The sequence below is a fragment of the Streptomyces ureilyticus genome (genome assembly GCF_011045025.1).
Classification (GTDB): Bacteria; Actinomycetota; Actinomycetes; order Streptomycetales; family Streptomycetaceae; genus Streptomyces; species Streptomyces ureilyticus.
Map to the genome: position 1 here is coordinate 91,914 of NZ_JAAKZX010000004.1, position 17,751 is coordinate 109,664.

The 17,751-nt window shown below is 67.1% G+C and carries 16 protein-coding genes and 3 tRNA genes; 3 read left to right on the forward strand and 16 right to left on the reverse strand.

From position 1 onward, the window contains the following. Nucleotides 1-84 precede the first annotated feature (84 nt). The 9 genes from rpoB to G6048_RS02315 form a co-directional block, all read right to left on the reverse strand. On the reverse strand, nucleotides 85-3,570 hold the full coding sequence (rpoB, locus tag G6048_RS02275) for a DNA-directed RNA polymerase subunit beta (RefSeq protein ID WP_165337689.1): 3,486 nt from the start codon (nucleotides 3,568-3,570) through the stop codon (nucleotides 85-87). A 631-nt stretch (nucleotides 3,571-4,201) separates the two neighbouring features. Next, nucleotides 4,202-4,588 carry a 50S ribosomal protein L7/L12 gene (gene rplL / locus G6048_RS02280; protein ID WP_165337690.1) on the reverse strand — a complete coding sequence of 129 codons (387 nt, stop codon included), beginning with the start codon at nucleotides 4,586-4,588 and terminating at the stop codon, nucleotides 4,202-4,204. 125 nt (nucleotides 4,589-4,713) lie between these two features. Further along, on the reverse strand, nucleotides 4,714-5,256 hold the full coding sequence (rplJ, locus tag G6048_RS02285; RefSeq protein ID WP_165337691.1) for a 50S ribosomal protein L10: 543 nt from the start codon (nucleotides 5,254-5,256) through the stop codon (nucleotides 4,714-4,716). Nucleotides 5,257-5,640: 384 nt separating this feature from the next. Continuing rightward, nucleotides 5,641-6,540 (reverse strand): hypothetical protein, encoded by a 900-nt coding sequence (locus G6048_RS02290; protein WP_165337692.1) that lies wholly within the window; start codon nucleotides 6,538-6,540, stop codon nucleotides 5,641-5,643. A 163-nt stretch (nucleotides 6,541-6,703) separates the two neighbouring features. Next, a complete protein-coding gene (gene rplA, locus G6048_RS02295; protein ID WP_165337693.1) occupies nucleotides 6,704-7,429 on the reverse strand; it encodes a 50S ribosomal protein L1 in 726 nt (241 codons plus the stop codon). Between the two features lie 97 nt (nucleotides 7,430-7,526). After that, nucleotides 7,527-7,961: a 50S ribosomal protein L11 gene (gene rplK / locus G6048_RS02300; RefSeq protein WP_165337694.1), complete on the reverse strand. Its 435-nt coding sequence runs from the start codon at nucleotides 7,959-7,961 to the stop codon at nucleotides 7,527-7,529. A gap of 192 nt (nucleotides 7,962-8,153) precedes the next feature. After that, on the reverse strand, nucleotides 8,154-8,999 hold the full coding sequence (gene nusG / locus G6048_RS02305; protein WP_165337695.1) for a transcription termination/antitermination protein NusG: 846 nt from the start codon (nucleotides 8,997-8,999) through the stop codon (nucleotides 8,154-8,156). Between the two features lie 78 nt (nucleotides 9,000-9,077). Then, nucleotides 9,078-9,365, reverse strand: coding sequence for a preprotein translocase subunit SecE (gene secE / locus G6048_RS02310; protein ID WP_165261552.1), 288 nt, complete (start codon nucleotides 9,363-9,365; stop codon nucleotides 9,078-9,080). A 108-nt stretch (nucleotides 9,366-9,473) separates the two neighbouring features. Beyond that, nucleotides 9,474-9,546: transfer RNA gene (locus G6048_RS02315), tRNA-Trp, on the reverse strand. A gap of 203 nt (nucleotides 9,547-9,749) precedes the next feature. Here G6048_RS02315 and G6048_RS02320 point away from each other — a divergent pair. Both G6048_RS02320 and G6048_RS02325 read left to right on the forward strand, forming a co-directional pair. After that, the gene (locus G6048_RS02320; protein WP_165337696.1) at nucleotides 9,750-10,976 is read left to right on the forward strand and encodes a pyridoxal phosphate-dependent aminotransferase; all 1,227 of its coding nucleotides are present in this window, start codon (nucleotides 9,750-9,752) and stop codon (nucleotides 10,974-10,976) included. 158 nt (nucleotides 10,977-11,134) lie between these two features. Then, nucleotides 11,135-12,151, forward strand: a complete 1,017-nt coding sequence (locus G6048_RS02325; RefSeq protein ID WP_165337697.1) for an adenosine deaminase — start codon at nucleotides 11,135-11,137, stop codon at nucleotides 12,149-12,151. Nucleotides 12,152-12,192: 41 nt separating this feature from the next. Here G6048_RS02325 and G6048_RS02330 read toward each other — a convergent pair whose 3' ends face one another. The 6 genes from G6048_RS02330 to G6048_RS02355 form a co-directional block, all read right to left on the reverse strand. Next, a complete protein-coding gene (locus G6048_RS02330) occupies nucleotides 12,193-13,248 on the reverse strand; it encodes a UDP-N-acetylmuramate dehydrogenase (protein WP_165337698.1) in 1,056 nt (351 codons plus the stop codon). A gap of 284 nt (nucleotides 13,249-13,532) precedes the next feature. Continuing rightward, nucleotides 13,533-13,961 (reverse strand): MaoC family dehydratase, encoded by a 429-nt coding sequence (locus tag G6048_RS02335; RefSeq protein ID WP_165337699.1) that lies wholly within the window; start codon nucleotides 13,959-13,961, stop codon nucleotides 13,533-13,535. A 5-nt stretch (nucleotides 13,962-13,966) separates the two neighbouring features. Then, nucleotides 13,967-14,419 carry a MaoC family dehydratase N-terminal domain-containing protein gene (locus G6048_RS02340; protein ID WP_165337700.1) on the reverse strand — a complete coding sequence of 151 codons (453 nt, stop codon included), beginning with the start codon at nucleotides 14,417-14,419 and terminating at the stop codon, nucleotides 13,967-13,969. Between the two features lie 127 nt (nucleotides 14,420-14,546). Further along, entirely contained in the window at nucleotides 14,547-14,711 is a 165-nt protein-coding gene (rpmG, locus tag G6048_RS02345; protein ID WP_003948671.1) for a 50S ribosomal protein L33, read from the reverse strand. 87 nt (nucleotides 14,712-14,798) lie between these two features. After that, nucleotides 14,799-14,871, reverse strand: a tRNA-Met gene (locus G6048_RS02350). A gap of 44 nt (nucleotides 14,872-14,915) precedes the next feature. Beyond that, nucleotides 14,916-14,988, reverse strand: a tRNA-Thr gene (locus tag G6048_RS02355). Nucleotides 14,989-15,243: 255 nt separating this feature from the next. On the opposite strand from G6048_RS02355, the gene G6048_RS02360 reads away from it, so the two are divergent. Next, nucleotides 15,244-16,494 (forward strand): amidohydrolase family protein, encoded by a 1,251-nt coding sequence (locus G6048_RS02360; protein ID WP_165337701.1) that lies wholly within the window; start codon nucleotides 15,244-15,246, stop codon nucleotides 16,492-16,494. Nucleotides 16,495-16,713: 219 nt separating this feature from the next. On the opposite strand, the gene G6048_RS02365 is transcribed toward G6048_RS02360, so the two are convergent. Further along, nucleotides 16,714-17,733, reverse strand: coding sequence for a hypothetical protein (locus G6048_RS02365; RefSeq protein WP_235989420.1), 1,020 nt, complete (start codon nucleotides 17,731-17,733; stop codon nucleotides 16,714-16,716). Nucleotides 17,734-17,751 lie beyond the last annotated feature (18 nt).

The following is a 17,751-nucleotide window of genomic DNA, read 5'->3' on the forward strand; positions in this document are numbered from 1 at the left end:
TCCCTCTCAGGGTTGTAAGTCATGGGGTCTGATACGGGGGTCCTGGGGCCGGCGGCCTTCATGACGAAGGCCGCCGGACTCCCGTCAGACCTCTTCGACGCTGCTCGGCTCACGCCGGGACAGGTCGATGCCAAGCTCCTCCGCAGCGCGGAAGACGTCCTCGTCCGTGTCGCGCATCTCGATGGACATGCCGTCCGAGGACAGCACCTCCACGTTGAGGCACAGGGACTGCATCTCCTTGATGAGCACCTTGAAGGACTCGGGGATGCCGGGCTCGGGAATGTTCTCGCCCTTGACGATGGCCTCGTAGACCTTCACGCGGCCGGTGACGTCGTCGGACTTGATGGTCAGCAGCTCCTGGAGGGCGTATGCGGCGCCGTAAGCCTCCAGCGCCCACACCTCCATCTCACCGAACCGCTGGCCACCGAACTGGGCCTTACCACCCAGCGGCTGCTGGGTGATCATGGAGTACGGACCGGTCGAGCGGGCGTGCAGCTTGTCGTCGACCAGGTGGTGCAGCTTGAGGATGTACATGTACCCGACCGAGATCGGGTCCGGGAACGGCTCGCCGGAGCGGCCGTCGAACAGACGCGCCTTGCCGGACGGGAGGACCATGCGGTCGCCGTCGCGGTTCGGGATGGTGTGCTCCAGCAGACCGGCCAGCTCGTCCTCGCGGGCACCGTCGAAGACCGGGGTCGCCACGTTCGTACGCGGGTCGACCTGGTCGGCGCCGATGACCTGCAGACGCTCCGCCCACTCGTCGGCGAGTCCGGAGACGTCCCAGCCCTGGCTGGCGAGCCAGCCGAGGTGGATCTCCAGTACCTGTCCCGGGTTCATTCGGGACGGCACACCCAGCGGGTTGAGGATGATGTCGACCGGGGTGCCGTCCTCCAAGAACGGCATGTCCTCGATCGGCAGGATCTTCGAGATGACGCCCTTGTTGCCGTGACGGCCGGCGAGCTTGTCACCGTCGGTGATCTTGCGCTTCTGCGCCACGTACACGCGCACCAGCTGGTTCACACCGGGGGGCAGCTCGTCGCCCTCCTCGCGGTCGAAGACGCGGACGCCGATGACCTTGCCGATCTCGCCGTGCGGCACCTTCAGCGAGGTGTCGCGCACTTCGCGCGCCTTCTCACCGAAGATCGCACGGAGCAGGCGCTCCTCCGGCGTCAGCTCGGTCTCACCCTTGGGCGTGACCTTGCCGACGAGGATGTCGCCGGCGACGACCTCGGCACCGATACGGATGATGCCGCGCTCGTCGAGGTCGGCGAGGACCTCCTCGGAGACGTTCGGGATGTCCCGGGTGATCTCCTCGGGGCCGAGCTTGGTGTCACGGGCGTCGACCTCGTGCTCCTCGATGTGGATCGAGGAGAGGACGTCGTCCTGAACGAGGCGCTGCGACAGGATGATCGCGTCCTCGTAGTTGTGGCCTTCCCACGGCATGAAGGCGACGAGCAGGTTCTTGCCCAGCGCCATCTCGCCTTCCTGGGTGGCCGGACCGTCGGCGAGCACCTGGCTCTCGATGACCCGGTCGCCCTCGTGGACGATGACCTTCTGGTTGACCGAGGTGCCCTGGTTGGAACGGGAGAACTTGGCAACCCGGTACGTGGTGTACGTGCCGTCGTCGTTGGCGACCGTGACGTAGTCCGCGGAGACCTCCTGGACCACACCCGCCTTCTCGGCCTTGATGACGTCACCGGCGTCGACGGCGCAGCGGTACTCCATGCCCGTACCGACGAGGGGGGCCTCGGCGGTGATCAGCGGCACGGCCTGACGCATCATGTTCGCGCCCATGAGGGCACGGTTGGCGTCGTCGTGCTCGAGGAACGGGATCATGGCGGTCGCGACCGACACCATCTGGCGCGGGGAGACGTCCATGTAGTCGACGTCGTCACCGGGGACGTAGTCGACCTCGCCACCACGGCGGCGAACCAGCACGCGGGACTCCTCGAACCGCATGTCGTCCGACAGCGGCGCGTTGGCCTGCGCGATGACGAAGCGGTCTTCCTCGTCGGCGGTCAGGTAGTCGACCTCGTCGGTGACGAAACCGTCGGTGACCCGGCGGTACGGCGTCTCGACGAAGCCGAACGCGTTGACCCGGCCGTACGAGGCGAGCGAGCCGATCAGGCCGATGTTCGGGCCTTCAGGGGTCTCGATCGGGCACATGCGGCCGTAGTGCGACGGGTGCACGTCACGGACCTCGAAGCCGGCCCGCTCACGGGAGAGACCACCCGGGCCAAGAGCCGACAGACGGCGCTTGTGGGTGAGACCCGACAGCGGGTTGTTCTGGTCCATGAACTGCGACAGCTGGCTGGTGCCGAAGAACTCCTTGATGGAGGCGACGACCGGCCGGATGTTGATCAGGGTCTGCGGCGTGATCGCCTCGACGTCCTGAGTCGTCATGCGCTCACGCACGACGCGCTCCATACGCGCCAGACCCGTACGGACCTGGTTCTGGATGAGCTCGCCGACGTTACGCAGACGACGGTTGCCGAAGTGGTCGATGTCGTCGGTCTCGACGACGATCTGCGTGCCGCTGTCGCCGACCGTCTCGGTCTCACCGGCGTGCAGCTTCACCAGGTACTTGATCGTCGAGATGATGTCCTCGACGGTCAGGATCCCGGCGTCCAGCGGGGCGTCACCGCCCAGCTTCTTGTTGACCTTGTAGCGGCCGACCTTGGCGAGGTCGTAACGCTTGGGGTTGAAGTAGAGGTTCTCGAGCAGCGTCTGCGCGGCCTCACGGGTCGGGGGCTCGCCCGGACGCAGCTTGCGGTAGATGTCGAGCAGTGCGTCGTCCTGGCCCTGGGTGTGGTCCTTCTCCAGGGTGGCGCGCATGGACTCGTACTCGCCGAACTCCTCGAGGATCTGCTCGGTCGTCCAACCGAGAGCCTTGAGCAGAACGGTCACGGACTGCTTGCGCTTACGGTCGATGCGTACGCCGACCATGTCGCGCTTGTCGATCTCCATCTCCAGCCAGGCACCCCGGGACGGGATGACCTTCGCGGAGAAGATGTCCTTGTCGGACGTCTTGTCGATGGAGGAGTCGAAGTAGACACCCGGCGAACGGACCAGCTGCGACACCACGACACGCTCGGTGCCGTTGATGACGAAGGTGCCCTTGCCGGTCATGAGCGGGAAGTCGCCCATGAAGACGGTCTGGGACTTGATCTCGCCGGTCTCGTTGTTGGTGAACTCGGCGGTGACGAAGAGCGGGGCGGCGTACGTGAAGTCGCGCTCCTTGCACTCGTCGATGGAGTTCTTCGGAGGCTCGAAACGGTGGTCGCGGAAGGTCAGCGACATCGACCCGGAGAAATCCTCAATCGGAGAGATCTCCTCGAAGATCTCCTCCAGGCCGGACTTGGTGGGGACGTCCTGTCCACTGTCCAGAGCCGCCTCGACACGAGCCTTCCACGCGTCGTTACCGAGCAGCCAGTCGAAGCTTTCGGTCTGCAGCGCAAGAAGGTTCGGAACCTCGAGGGGCTCCTTGATCTTTGCAAAGGAGATGCGCAGCGGGGCAGTGCTGGCGCCGTTGTTCGTATTCGCGGTCGAGGCAGTGCGCGAGGCGGCCAAGAGGGGGTCCTTCCGAGGGCTCGGACTCACTACGCGCGTACCGGTCCCAAGCCGGGCACAGAGACAGACGTTTCCTGAATCAGCCAACGAAGGCCAGGTCAGAACCGTTTCAATCCACAGTGCTCAAGCGAGGGCATGCCCCTGGTGACGGGCAGGAGGCAGCTAACAGGCAGCGCAAAGGGTCAGTGTAGCCACTTGGCCCACTGATGTCCAGTTCGGGTTTTTGAAGACCCTCGTTGTTCTCAACCCCTGCTGCAAGCCACGCCCTCAATGCACATCGATACTTCCCTCTTCGCCGTCGATCCATGCCTCGGATCCGGATCGTTGTGACGACGCGTCCTGAGAATTGCGCGCTGCGTGCGGTTCGTCAAGGCCCCCCAAGCCCAAACCGGGTGCTGCGATCGTCACTTGCAGCCCGGTCTGCTGCCCGTCACCGAGGCGGCCGGAGGCACAACGAAGATCACCATACTCGCCGCCACCTACAGCGCAAGGCAGCCGCCACGGCACCCCCTCGAACGCCGAAGAGCGACCACCCAACTGGGTGATCGCTCCTCAGTGCGTCCGCGTTACAGCCCTGCGGGAGAGCTGCGTCACGGGAAGTCGCCGTGCGGCCGCGGCCGCACTTGGAGACTTACTTGACCTCGACGGAGGCGCCGGCGCCCTTGAGAGACTCGGCAGCCTTGTCGGCGGCGTCCTTGGCGACCTTCTCGAGGACGGGCTTCGGGGCGCCGTCCACGAGGTCCTTGGCCTCCTTCAGGCCCAGGGAGGTCAGCTCACGCACGACCTTGATGACCTGGATCTTCTTGTCGCCGGCACCCGTGAGGATGACGTCGAACTCGTCCTGCTCGGGCTCGGCCTCGGCGGCCGGGGCGGCCGGGCCACCGGCGGCGACGACGGCGGCCGGAGCGGCGGCGGTGACGTCGAACTTGTCCTCGAAGGCCTTCACGAACTCGGAGAGCTCGATGAGGGTCATCTCCTCGAACTGCGCGAGCAGGTCTTCCTGGCTGAGCTTCGCCATGATGGGCGATCCTTCCACTAATTCGGCTGGTGCCGGATGTACATGTCGGCGGGCGTACGTTGGGCCCGCTTCGACCGTCGCCTCAGGGCTGCTGCCTTGAGGCCGCGGTCAATGTGCGAGCCGAATTACTCGGCACCGCCCTGCTCGGCCTGCTTGGCACGAAGCGCCTCCGCGGTGCGGACGAACTTCGAGGGAAGCGCCTGGAAGACCGCGGCAGCCTGGGACGGCTTGGCCTTCATGGCGCCTGCCAGCTTGGCGAGCAGAACCTCGCGGGACTCGAGGTCCGCAAGCTTCTTGATCTCGTCGGCGGACAACGACTTGCCCTCAAGGACACCGCCCTTGATGACGAGAGCGGGGTTGTTCTTGGCAAAGTCACGAAGACCCTTCGCCGCCTCGACCGGGTCACCGGTCACGAAGGCAACAGCGGTCGAGCCCTCAAGGTGCTCGTCCAGCTCGACCCCGGCCTCCTTGGCCGCGATCTGGGTCAGCGTGTTCTTCACCACTCGGTACTGAGCGTTCTCGCCGAGAGAACGGCGCAGCTCCTGGAGCTGCGCCACGGACAGTCCGACGTAAGAAGTCACGACAGCTGCGTTGGAGTTGCGCAGCTTCGTCGTGATCTCTTCAACGGCTGCGACTTTGTCCTCTGCGACCTTGTTGGACGTCGCCATGTGCCTCGGCCTCCTTCCGGGGTGATGATCCTCGACTGACCTCTCGATCAGCCGCACGTCGCCGGACCGCCTGAATCAGGCACGCGAGGAAGGGGCTCGTCTTCAACTTCAAAACGAAACGCCCCGGCGCAGGCGCACGGGGCGTGAACTCGACCGGACATCCCTGGCGGGATACGGGAGCTCTTCCACAGTCACCTGCGCGGGTCGTCCGCAGTTCAGCGGATCCTTCGGCCACCATGTCCTCGTACGAGCACATGGCAACGACCAGCGGTCTTTGGCTTCCGTGGAAGAGTACGCGACCAGCCGAGTGTCAAGCAAATCCGCCGGGAGCGGCCGGTGCACGACCAGCCGACCGCTCTGGGCGCACGCTCACTGGCGGAGCGGTCACGCCGACGGCTGCTGACCCACCAGGTCCTTGAAGTCCGCGGTGTCGGCGGCCGGAGGCTCCTCGGCGGAGACCTCCACCCCGTAGTCGCTGTAGTACGCCGTGGAGGACATCTCCCCGGTCGCCAGCTTGCCCTTCTCGACCTTCTTCACCAGCAGATCGTCATCGTCGACCCAGATGTCGACCGTCTCGGTGGTGATCCCGGCCTGCTCCAACTGCCTCTTCAGGTCAGCCAGTTGCGCCTCGCTGAGACTTGAGTTCCGCACTGCGAGATCCGCGACGTCCACCGTCCCCGAGTAGTGCGTGGTGTTCACCCCGCGCACCGTCTCCTCGCCGACCTTGCGCACATCGCCGGAGGCCAGCAGCAGCTTCACCGACTGGTTGGGCGTGGTGTTCTGCATCTGGTCCTTCAGATACGCCCCCGAGCCGCCCGCGAGGTCCGCGAGATCGTCGTACGCGTACTTGATCCAGTGCTTGCCGCCCGACTGCGCGGCGAACTGGTCGCCCATCTTCGCGTAGTAGGCGTCCGGCAGATAGCGGGCCTCCATCGAGGTGGAGCCCATCTGACGCATCGTGTCGGCCATCGTCCCGCCGGTGTACGTGATCGTCAGATTGCCGGTGAGTCCGTCGGCCCAGCCGAGCGCACCGTCCGCCTTCATGGACATCATCGAGCCCATGGTCGTCGTGGCCTCGACCTTGGCGGAGTCGGCCTTGTCGGTGGTCGTCTCCACGGAACGCAGGGCCGCTATCGGGCTCACACGGGTCGGGGCCTTGCCGGCCGCCTTGCCGTCGTCCCCCGAGCCCTTGCCGGAGTCCGAGCCACTGCAGGCCGCCACCCCCGTCAACGCGGCCACCACCGCGATCGACAGGCCCACGCGGCGCACACTCGTGCTCTTCATTCGTCCCCACCCCTATGTGATTCCTGTGCCCCGCACGCTAGCGCAGGCCACTGACATCCGGCTCCGTAAATTCACTCAGACCAAAGGGACGGGCCCCGCACCTCGAAAGGTTGCGGGGCCCGCTGACAAGAACGCGTACGCGACTGCCGGATGAGTCCTGGACTCAGACGGCGGCCGGGTCCTCCTCGACGAGGAGGTTGCGGGTGCGGTTCGGGTCGACCGGAATGCCGGGGCCGATCGTGGTGCTGATCGCGGCCTTCTTGATGTAGCGCCCCTTGGCCGCGGACGGCTTCAGACGGAGGATCTCCTCCAGCGCGGCGCCGTAGTTCTCCACCAGCTTGGTGTCGTCGAAGGACGACTTGCCGATGATGAAGTGCAGGTTCGAGTGCTTGTCGACGCGGAACTCGATCTTGCCGCCCTTGATCTCGGTCACGGCCTTGACCACGTCCGGGGTCACGGTGCCGGTCTTCGGGTTCGGCATCAGACCACGCGGGCCGAGGACGCGGCCGAGGCGGCCGACCTTGCCCATGAGGTCAGGGGTGGCGACGACGGCGTCGAAGTCCAGACGGCCCTTCGACACCTCGTCGATCAGCTCGTCGGAGCCGACGATGTCGGCGCCCGCGGCAGTCGCGGCCTCGGCACGGTCACCGGTCGCGAAGACCAGGACCCGGGCGGTCTTGCCGGTGCCGTGCGGGAGGTTGACGGTGCCACGGACCACCTGGTCGGCCTTGCGCGGGTCGACGCCCAGGCGGAAGGCGACCTCGACGGTGCCGTCGAACTTGGTGGTGGAGGTCTCCTTGGCGAGACGCACGGCCTCGAGCGGGGCGTACAGCTTCTCCCGGTCGATCTTGGCGTCCGCAGCGCGGAGAGATTTGCTGCGCTTGCTCACTGCTGCTCCTGATGTGTTCTGAAGGAGTCGTGGTACGGACCGAGCAGGCCCTTCCACGTGCGGCCTTGCGAGCCGCATGGCCTTACGAAGGTGGGGTTCAGCCCTCGACCGTGATGCCCATGGAACGCGCGGTACCGGCGATGATCTTCGCCGCGGCGTCCAGGTCGTTCGCGTTCAGGTCGGGCATCTTGGTGGTGGCGATCTCGCGGACCTGCGCCTCAGTGATCTTGGCGACCTTGGTCTTGTGCGGCTCGCCGGAGCCCTTCTGCACGCCCGCGGCCTTGAGGATCATCTTGGCGGCCGGCGGCGTCTTGGTGATGAAGGTGAAGGAACGGTCCTCGTAGACCGTGATCTCCACCGGGATCACCGAGCCACGCTGCGACTCGGTCGCGGCGTTGTAGGCCTTGCAGAACTCCATGATGTTGACGCCGTGCTGGCCCAGCGCCGGGCCGACCGGCGGAGCCGGGTTGGCGGCACCGGCCTGGATCTGGAGCTTGATCAGCCCCGTGACCTTCTTCTTCTTGGGAGGCATTCCGGGTCCTCTGCCTTTTCTTGTGTCTTGCCTTGTCATGTTGCCGCGAAGGCAACCGCACCACGATAACGGCCAACGTGGCACAGCCTGAAACCGAGCAGGTCAGGCGACCGTTCGAGCGATCGCCTGACCTGGACGGAAGCGGGTGTTCCAGAAGACTCCGAGAAGCCGGTCCTTCTGGATTCCGGGAAGCTAGTTCTTCTGGATCTGGTCGAAGGACAGCTCGACCGGAGTCTCGCGACCGAAGATCTCGACGAGGCCCTTGACCTTCTTCGAGTCGGCGTTGATCTCGTTGATGGTCGCCTGGAGCGTCGCGAACGGGCCGTCGGTGACGGTGACCGAGTCGCCGACCTCGAAGTCCAGTACCTGGACCTCCATCTTGCGAGCCGGAGCCGGCTTGCCCTCGGCCTCGGCGGCCTCGCGGGCGGCCTTCTCCTCGGCCTCCGGGGCGAGCATCTTGACGATCTCGTCCAGGGTCAGCGGGTACGGGTCGTAGGCGTTGCCCACGAAGCCGGTGACGCCGGGCGTGTTGCGGACGACGCCCCAGGACTCGTTCGTCAGGTCCATGCGAACGAGGACGTAACCGGGCAGCTTGTTCTGCCGGACGTTCTTGCGCTCGCCGTTCTTGATCTGGACGATCTCTTCCTCGGGGACCTCGGCCTGGTAGATGAAGTCCTCGACGTTCAGCGAGACGGCGCGCTGCTCCAGGTTGGCCTTCACGCGCTTCTCGTAACCGGCGTAGGTGTGGATGACGTACCACTCGCCGGGCAGCCCGCGAAGTTCCTCACGGAGGGCGGTGACCGGGTCGACCGGCTCGGCCTCTTCCTCCGCGGCCTCGGCTTCCTCCGGGGCTTCTTCCGCAGCTTCCTCGTCGACGGCCGCGTCCTCGGCAGCCTCGGTCAGGGCAGCCTCTTCGGTGTCCTCGGCGTTGTCGGTGGTCTCGACGTTCTTCTCAGCGTCCGCAGCCTCGACGATGTCGAGCTCGTCCTCAACGGACTCCGCCGACTCGATGGCGTCGTTCAGGTTCGGGTCAGACACGGTGGCTGCTTCTTCCTCGATACATAGGGGTGGAACACGCGAAATGGGGCGCCGAGTACGGCGCCCTTCGCGCTTGGCTCAGCCGAAGACGTACTTGGCCGCCTTGTCGAGTCCAAAGTCAATCACAGTCACCAGACCGATCATGATGACAACGAAGACGATCACCACAGTCGTGTATGTCGTCAGCTGGCTGCGAGTCGGCCAGACAACCTTGCGGAGTTCCGCGACGATCTGGCGGTAGAAGAGAGCGAGACGCTTCAGCGGGCCCTTCTTGGCACGCTTGCCGCCCTTGCGGCCCTTCTTCTTGGACTCCGGCACCTCATCCTGGGCATCAGGCATGTCGATGGAGCCCACGGCGTCCGTCACTCGTCCTCACCTGATTCCGGGTCGTGGCCGTGCCGCGCCCGGTCGAGCCGCACGGCGGGTGCATTGCAGTACGTACATGCGCACACATCCTGACGAAGGAGTGTGTAGCAGGGCCGGAGGGACTTGAACCCCCAACCGCTGGTTTTGGAGACCAGTGCTCTACCAATTGAGCTACGACCCTTTGTTTCCCTTCAACGTACCGCATCCGTCCGGGTGCTCGGTGTGCACTCGGTGCGTGCGGCCGGTGAAGGCCAACGAGGTGAGAGTGTACGTGGTCGGCGGCCGGTCGTCGAACAGATAGCGCCCGTACGGGCTTTGGCGGGGCCCGCTCAGTCTGTGAAACCCGTGTGCCGCGGACGTTTCGGGTCTGGAACGATGGGCGCCATGAGCGCTGCAACCCCTCCCACCGACCGCCGGGTCTCCGCCCGAGTCGGTGCGATCTCCGAGTCCGCCACCCTCGCCGTGGACGCCAAGGCCAAGGCCCTGAAGGCCGCAGGACGTCCGGTGATCGGCTTCGGCGCCGGTGAACCCGACTTCCCGACGCCGGACTACATCGTCGAGGCCGCCATCGAGGCGTGCAAGAACCCGAAGTACCACCGCTACACGCCGGCCGGCGGCCTTCCCGAGCTGAAGGCCGCGATCGCCGCCAAGACGCTGCGCGACTCCGGGTACGAGCCCGAGGTCTCGCAGATCCTGGTGACCAACGGCGGCAAGCAGGCCATCTACGAGGCGTTCGCCGCGATCCTCGACCCGGGCGACGAGGTGATCGTCCCGGCTCCGTACTGGACGACGTACCCGGAGTCGATCCGCCTCGCCGGCGGTGTCCCGGTCGAGGTCGTCGCCGACGAGACCACCGGCTACCGCGTCTCAGTCGAGCAGCTGGAGGCGGCCCGTACGGAGAAGACGAAGGTCGTCCTCTTCGTGTCCCCGTCCAACCCGACCGGCGCCGTTTACAACCGCGCCGACACCGAGGCCATCGGCCGCTGGGCCGTCGAGCACGGCCTGTGGGTGATGACGGACGAGATCTACGAACACCTCGTCTACGGAGACGCCGCGTCCGTGTCGCTGCCGGCCCTCCTGCCCGAGCTGCGCGACAAGTGCGTCGTGGTCAACGGCGTGGCGAAGACCTACGCGATGACGGGCTGGCGCGTCGGCTGGATCATCGGCCCTAAGGACGTGGTGAAGGCCGCGACGAACCTCCAGTCGCACGCCACCTCCAATGTGTCGAACGTGGCGCAGATCGCCGCGCTCGCCGCCGTCTCCGGCGACCTGGACGCCGTCGCCAAGATGCGCGAGGCCTTCGACCGGCGCCGTAAGACGATCGTGCGGATGCTGAACGAGATCGACGGCGTCGTCTGCCCCGAGCCCGAGGGCGCCTTCTACGCGTACCCCTCCGTGAAGACCCTCATCGGCAAGGAGATCCGCGGCAAGCGCCCGAAGGACTCGGTCGAGTTGGCCGCCCTGATCCTGGAGGAGGCCGAGGTCGCGGTCGTCCCGGGCGAGGCCTTTGGCACACCCGGTTACCTGCGGCTTTCGTACGCCCTCGGGGACGAGGACCTCGTCGAGGGTGTCTCCCGGATCCAGAAGCTGCTGGCGGAGGCACGGGCCTGAGTTTTCGTACGTCCTAGGGGCGTCGTTTTTGTTTTCGTCGTCCACGCGCGTGTGCGGGTCGCTTCCCTTCGGGGAGGCGGCCCGCTTCTCAGTGCGAGCAAGACCACGTTCGGGGAAAGAGCTACCGACTCGACAGCGACGTACGGCAGGATCTTGGGATGCACCACGTACGTGATGTCTCTGAGTTGCCGAAAGCCCATCTGCACCTGCATTTCACCGGGTCGATGCGGATCACCACCCTGCTGGAACTGGCCGACAAGCACGGGATCCATCTTCCCGACGCGCTGACCAGCGGGGAGCCGCCGAAGCTACGGGCCACGGACGAGCGGGGCTGGTTCCGTTTCCAGCGGCTGTACGACGCGGCGCGATCGTGCCTCAGAGAGCCCGAGGACATTCAGCGGCTGGTGCGCGAGGCTGCCGAGGAGGACCTCAGGGACGGCTCCGGCTGGCTGGAGATCCAGGTCGATCCGACGTCGTACGCGCCTCGCCTGGGCGGGCTGATTCCGGCCCTGGAGGTCATCCTGGACGCGGTCGACTCGGCCATGCGGGAGACCGGGCTCGGGATACGGGTCCTGGTGGCCGCGAACCGTATGAAGCACCCGCTGGACGCCCGCACGCTGGCCCGGCTGGCCGTGCGGTACGCGGACCGCGGCATCGTCGGCTTCGGGCTCTCCAACGACGAACGCCGGGGCATGGCACGGGACTTCGACCGGGCCTTCGCCATCGCGCGTGACGGCGGGTTGCTGGCCGCTCCGCACGGCGGCGAGCTGACGGGGCCCTCGTCGGTGCGCGACTGCCTGGACGACCTGGACGCGTCGCGGATCGGGCACGGGGTGCGGGCCGCCGAGGACCCGCGTCTGCTGAAGCGGCTCGCGGACCGTGGTGTGACGTGTGAGGTGTGCCCGGCGTCGAACGTCGCCCTAGGGGTGTACGAAAAGCCGGAGGACGTCCCCTTGCGCACGCTCTTCGAGGCAGGGGTCCCTATGGCGCTCGGCGCGGACGATCCCCTGCTGTTCGGCTCGCGTCTGGCCGCCCAGTACGAGATCGCGCGCCGTCATCACGGTTTCACGGATGCGGAACTGGCGGAGCTGGCGCGGCAGTCGGTACGGGCATCGGCTGCGCCTCCGGACGTCAAGAAGAAGTTGCTGTCCGGGATCGACGACTGGCTTGTCTGATCCTTCGGTACGCGCGCCCCGCCTGTGCGGCGGTGGGTTGATCAGAGGTTGACGCCCACCATCACCGGTTCGTTGACCAGTGTGATGCCGAAGGCGGCGTGGACTCCGGCGACGACCTCGCGGGCCAGCGCGAGCAGATCCTCGGTGGTGGCCTCGCCGCGGTTGGTTAGGGCGAGGGTGTGCTTGGTGGAGATGCGTGCGGGGCCGGTTCCGTAGCCCTTGGTGAAGCCGGACTTGTCGATCAGCCAGGCCGCGGAGGTCTTGGTGTGGCCGTTGCCCGCCGGGTACGCGGGTGGGATGGCGTCCGCGCCCAGGCGTGCCTGCACGCACGCGTGGAACGCCGCGAACTGTTCGTCGGTGAGGATCGGGTTGGTGAAGAAGGACCCTGCCGACCAGGTGTCGTGGTCCTCGGGGTCCAGGACCATGCCCTTCCCGGAGCGCAGCTTCAGGACGGTCTCGCGGGTGTCCGCGAGGGGTACGCGCTCGCCGGCCTCGACCCCCAGGGCGCGGGCGGTCTCGGCGTACTTGATCGGCGCGGAGAGCCCGTCCGCGTCCTCCAGCTGGAAGCGGACGCGCAGGACGACGAAGCGCTCGGGGTCGGCCTTGAAGCGACTGTGGCGGTAGGAGAAGGCGCACTCGGCGTTCGGGATCGTGACCGTTTCTCGGGTCTGCCGGTCGTATGCGATCACTTCGGTAATCGTCGACGACACTTCCTGACCGTACGCGCCGACATTCTGGATGGGTGTCGCGCCCGCGGAGCCGGGGATTCCGGCGAGGCACTCGATGCCCGCGAGGCCCGCCTCGACGGTGCGGGCGACCGCCTCGGTCCACAGCTCGCCGGCGGCCAACTCCAGCTTCGTACCGTCGAGTTCGAAGCCGCGGGTGGCGATGCGCAGGGCGGTTCCCGCGAAGCCCTTGTCGCCGATGACCAGGTTGGAGCCGCCGCCGATGAGCAGCAGCGGCGTACCGGTGTCGTCGGCCTCGCGGACGGCGGCGACCACCTCGGCGTCGGTTGACGCGGTGATCAGCCGCGCGGCGGGACCGCCGAGCCGGAAGGTGGTCAGTGGGGCCAGTGGGGCGTCGTGGAGTTCCTGCACGTGCACAAGGGTACGAGAACGGCCCGCCGGTCAGGGCAGGGCCGTACTCCATGGCCTCGAACTACAGGCGCCGGAGCGCGTCCGACCAGTCCAGCGGGAGGTCGTCCGTGGTCACCGTCCAGGTGACGAACTTGGCATCCCGCATCTGAGGGCTGAACCCTCGGGCAGTCGGCTCATGGGCGCTGAAGCGGGCGAAGGCCTTGAGCGCCGGGGGCGCAGGAGTGCATGAGTAAGGGGCACGCCTCCATTGAGCGTGCCCCTTACTCATGCACTCCTGCGCGCCGTCAGGCGAGTCGGACGACCGCCCGCGACATCCCCAGGACTTTCTGTCCCGCGCTCATGGCCGTGAGGTCGACGCGGACGGCGTTGTCGTCGAGCTTGGCCGCGACCTTGGCGCTGACCTCGATCGTGGCCCCCTTGTCGTCGTTCGGGACGACCACGGGCTTGGTGAAGCGCACGCCGTACTCGGCGACCGCGCCCGGATCGCCCACCCAGTCCGTGACGACCCGGATCGCCTCGGCCATCGTGAACATGCCATGCGCGATGACATCGGGCAGGCCGACCTCGACCGCGAACTTCTCGTTCCAGTGGATCGGGTTGAAGTCCCCGGAGGCGCCCGCGTACTGCACGAGCGTGGCCCGGGTCACCAGGAAGGTCTGAGCCGGCAGTTCGGTGCCGACCTCGATGTCGTCGTACGCGATGTTCGCCGCCATACGTCTCAGCCCTCCTCTGCCGCGCGGGCCACGAGCTTCGTCCAGGCGGTCACCACATGCTCGCCCGCCTCGTCGTGGACCTCACCCCGGATGTCCAGGATGTCGTTGCCCGCCAGGGACTTGATCGCCTCGATCGTCGAGACGACCGTCAGCCGGTCTCCCGCGCGCACCGGTCGCTTGTAGGCGAACTTCTGGTCGCCGTGCACCACGCGGCTGTAGTCGAGGCCGAGTTGAGGGTCCTGGACGACCTGTCCCGCGGCCTTGTAAGTGATCGTGAACACGAAGGTGGGCGGGGCGATCACATCGGCGTATCCGAGTGCCTTGGCGGCCTCCGGGTCCGTGTAGGCGGAGTTGGGGTCCCCCACCGCCTCCGCGAACTCGCGGATCTTCTCCCGGCCGACCTCATAGGGGTCGGTGGGCGGATAGGACCGCCCCACGAAGGACTGGTCGAGCGCCATGGCCCGGTACCTCCTGATGTTCGCTGTGATTGCCCGGAACAAGCATGCGTGACATTCGGCCCGGCGAGCCGACAACGACGCGAGGCCGCCCCCGTTAACTGGGGACGGCCTCGTGTACGAGCCTGTTTTATCGCGTTTCGCGGTGCGCGGTGTGCGCATTGCAACGCGGGCAGTGCTTCTTCATCTCAAGACGGTCCGGGTTGTTACGCCGGTTCTTCTTGGTGATGTAGTTCCGCTCCTTGCACTCCACGCAGGCCAGCGTGATCTTCGGGCGGACGTCGGTGGCAGCCACAGGAGTGCTCCTTGACGAACGGATGGGACATTAACGCACAGAAGAGTAGCCGATCGAAGGACCGACCCCACAATCGGCTACTGTCAGTAGCGGTGACCGGACTTGAACCGGTGACACAGCGATTATGAGCCGCTTGCTCTACCGACTGAGCTACACCGCTGCGATGCGATCGGACCGCCTCACGACGGAAACCTCACACACCAGAGCCCCAATACGGAATCGAACCGTAGACCTTCTCCTTACCATGGAGACGCTCTGCCGACTGAGCTATTGGGGCGAGCGATGAAGACATTACACGCTCGGCAGCCGTTCGCCCAAATCCGTTTCGCCGTACCTGTCCGGGCCCGTTCCCGGCGTTCTGCGCAGCTCCCAGGAGCTCCACAAGCGCTCCAACAGCCCTCTGTGCACGGCAGACCACACCGGTACGACTATTCCGCTCCTCCTCGAAGCGCACTGCTCGCCACCCTAGGCTCGACTCACGCTGCGTGATCGCGCGTTCCCCTGCGCAGCCGCCCCGAGAGCCAGGAGCACGATGCCCGACAGCTTGCCGCAGCAGCCCCCTCCGTCGTCGGGTTCCTCGTCGGGCCGGACCGACGGCTCCGCCCTGCTGCTGTCCGGTGCGCGGCTCACCGACGGCCGGACCGTGGACGTGCGGCTGGGCGGCGGGCGCATCGAGGCGGTCGGCACGGCCGGCAGTCTCAGCGTGCACACCGCGCGCGTGGATCTCGCCGGCTATCTGCTCCTGCCGGCCCCCGCGGAGCCGCACGCCCACAGCGACACGGCCCTGTCGGCCGACGGCGACGGTCCGGTCTCGTACGACGATCAGGAGGTCCAGCGCCGTACGACCGAGGCCGCGCTGCTGCACCTCGGGCACGGGGCCACGGCGCTGCGTTCCCACGTGCGCATCGGCGACGTCCAGGGGCTCGGCGCGCTGGCAGCTGTGCTCCAGGCGCGGCGCGCGCTGCGGGGACTCGCCGAGCTGACGGCGGTGGCGATGCCGAGAGTGCTGACCGGGCTCGCCGGGGCCGAGGAGCTGGCGCTGCTGCGGGACGCGGTGAAAATGGGCGCCTCCGTAGTGGGCGGTTGTCCGGATCTGGACCCCGATCCGACCGGGTATGTGGAAGCGGTCCTGGAGATCGCTTCCGAGCATGGCTGCCCGGTCGATCTGCACACGGACGGTGATGATCCAGCGCGGCTCGCGCGGTTCGCGGCGATGGCGGGCGGGCTACGGCCCGGGGTGACGCTCGGTCCGTGCGGCGGGCTCGGGCGGCTGCCCCCGGAGGTGGCGGCGCGGGCGGCGGAACAGCTCGCCGCGGCCGGGGTGACCGTCGCCTGCCTGCCCCAGGGCGGCTGCTCGGGCGTCGACCGGCGCGGGACGGCTCCGGTACGAGTGCTGCGGGCGGCCGGGGTACGGGTCGTCGCGGGCAGCGGCGCCCTGAGGGACGTATCGAACCCTGTGGGGCGCGGAGATCCGCTGGAGGCCGCGTATCTGCTGGCCTCGCGCTACGGGCTGCGGCCCGAGGACGCGTACGACACGGTGAGTTCATCGGCGCGAGCGGCGCTCGGGCTGCCCGAAGTGCGGGTGGAGGCCGGATTCCCGGCCGAACTGCTCGCCGTGCGCGGGGACCGGCTGGCGGGGGCGCTGTCGCTGGCGTACAGCCGGATCGTGGTGCACCAGGGGCGGGTGGTGGCGCGCACGAACGCGGTGCGGGAGTTCTGCGGCTCGGCGGCAGCTGTGGCGTTGGATCTGCCTCGGCAGGGGCGGGGTGGAGGGCCGTCCTGAGGGTGCACGCGCGCGTGGAGGGTTTTCGGTGGCCACGCGCGCGTGGAGGGTGATTGCGGCCCACGTGCGCGTGGACGTCTTTGAGGTTCACGCGCACGTGGGCGATGTTCGGGGTGCGCGCGTGCGTGGCCGGTTTTGAGGTCCACGCACGCGTGCCGCTGTTTTCGCCCATACCGGTGGCTTGGGGCACCGAAAAGCCTGTCTCGAGGGCTTCGGTGATCAGAAGCCGCCGCCCAGCATCCCGCCTGTGAACGGGTTGCCGGGGCCCATCAACTCCCCCACGGGCACCTCGGTGGCGCCGGACGGGGCGCTGAGGTCAGACGCCTTGCCGAAGGTGAGGACGAGCGGGAGTCGGGTGCCCTTCGCGTTGTCCGCGAGGGCGGCGAGGTTGACCGAGACGCGGGTCAGGTCGCCGTTCTTCAGGGAGAAGTTGACGGCGATCTTCTTGTCGGGGGCCTCCTTGAGGTCCTTGTTGGTGGGCAGTTCCGTGCCCGCCGGGAGATCGTCGGCCAGCGGTCGGAGTTTGTCGAAGACACCGGTGAGCAGGTCGCGGAACGAGGCCTTGGCGACGATCTGTTCAGTGCCGTCACCGCCGCCCTTGCTGGTGAAAGTAACCTCGCGCGCGACGACACCGCGTACGGCCTTGAGGATCTTCTGCTGCGTCTTGGTGTCGATCTCCTGGGAGCCCGAGGTGCCCTTGCGGGACTGCTCGAGTTCGGAGTTGTCGACCTTGACCCACTTCCCCTCGAGGACCTTCCTGAGCTCCTTCTCGCTCTCAGGGAGTTCGTCGACCGTGGGGAACGGGACGCCCATCGCCTCGCCGAGTGCCTCCAAGTCGGCGCGGTAGTACGTGAAGTCGCCGACGACCCGGAACTCGGCCAGGAGGCCGTCGGCTCCCGAAACCCGCATGCCCACACCGACGAGGTCCTTCTCGCCCGAGTCGGCGAGCGGCTTCTTCGACTCGACGGACAGTTTGATGCGCAGCCCGGTGAAGAACTTCGCGAACTCGGGCGGCATTTCCTCGCCCGGCTCCGCCTCTCCGGTCAGCTTCGTGAGCGCGGACGGCTTGGCGTGGAGTCCCAACTCGAAGGAGAGCGACTTCTGTTCGCCGAGTTCCTCGACGGCGCGGTCGACCTTCTGCCCGGCGGTGAGGTTCTCGACCGTGCCGCAGGCGGCCGCACCGGCGAACAGTGCGGCGGCGCAACCGGCCGCGGTGAGGGGCTTTCGTATGGCAGTCATGGTTGCGGTCATGGCGAA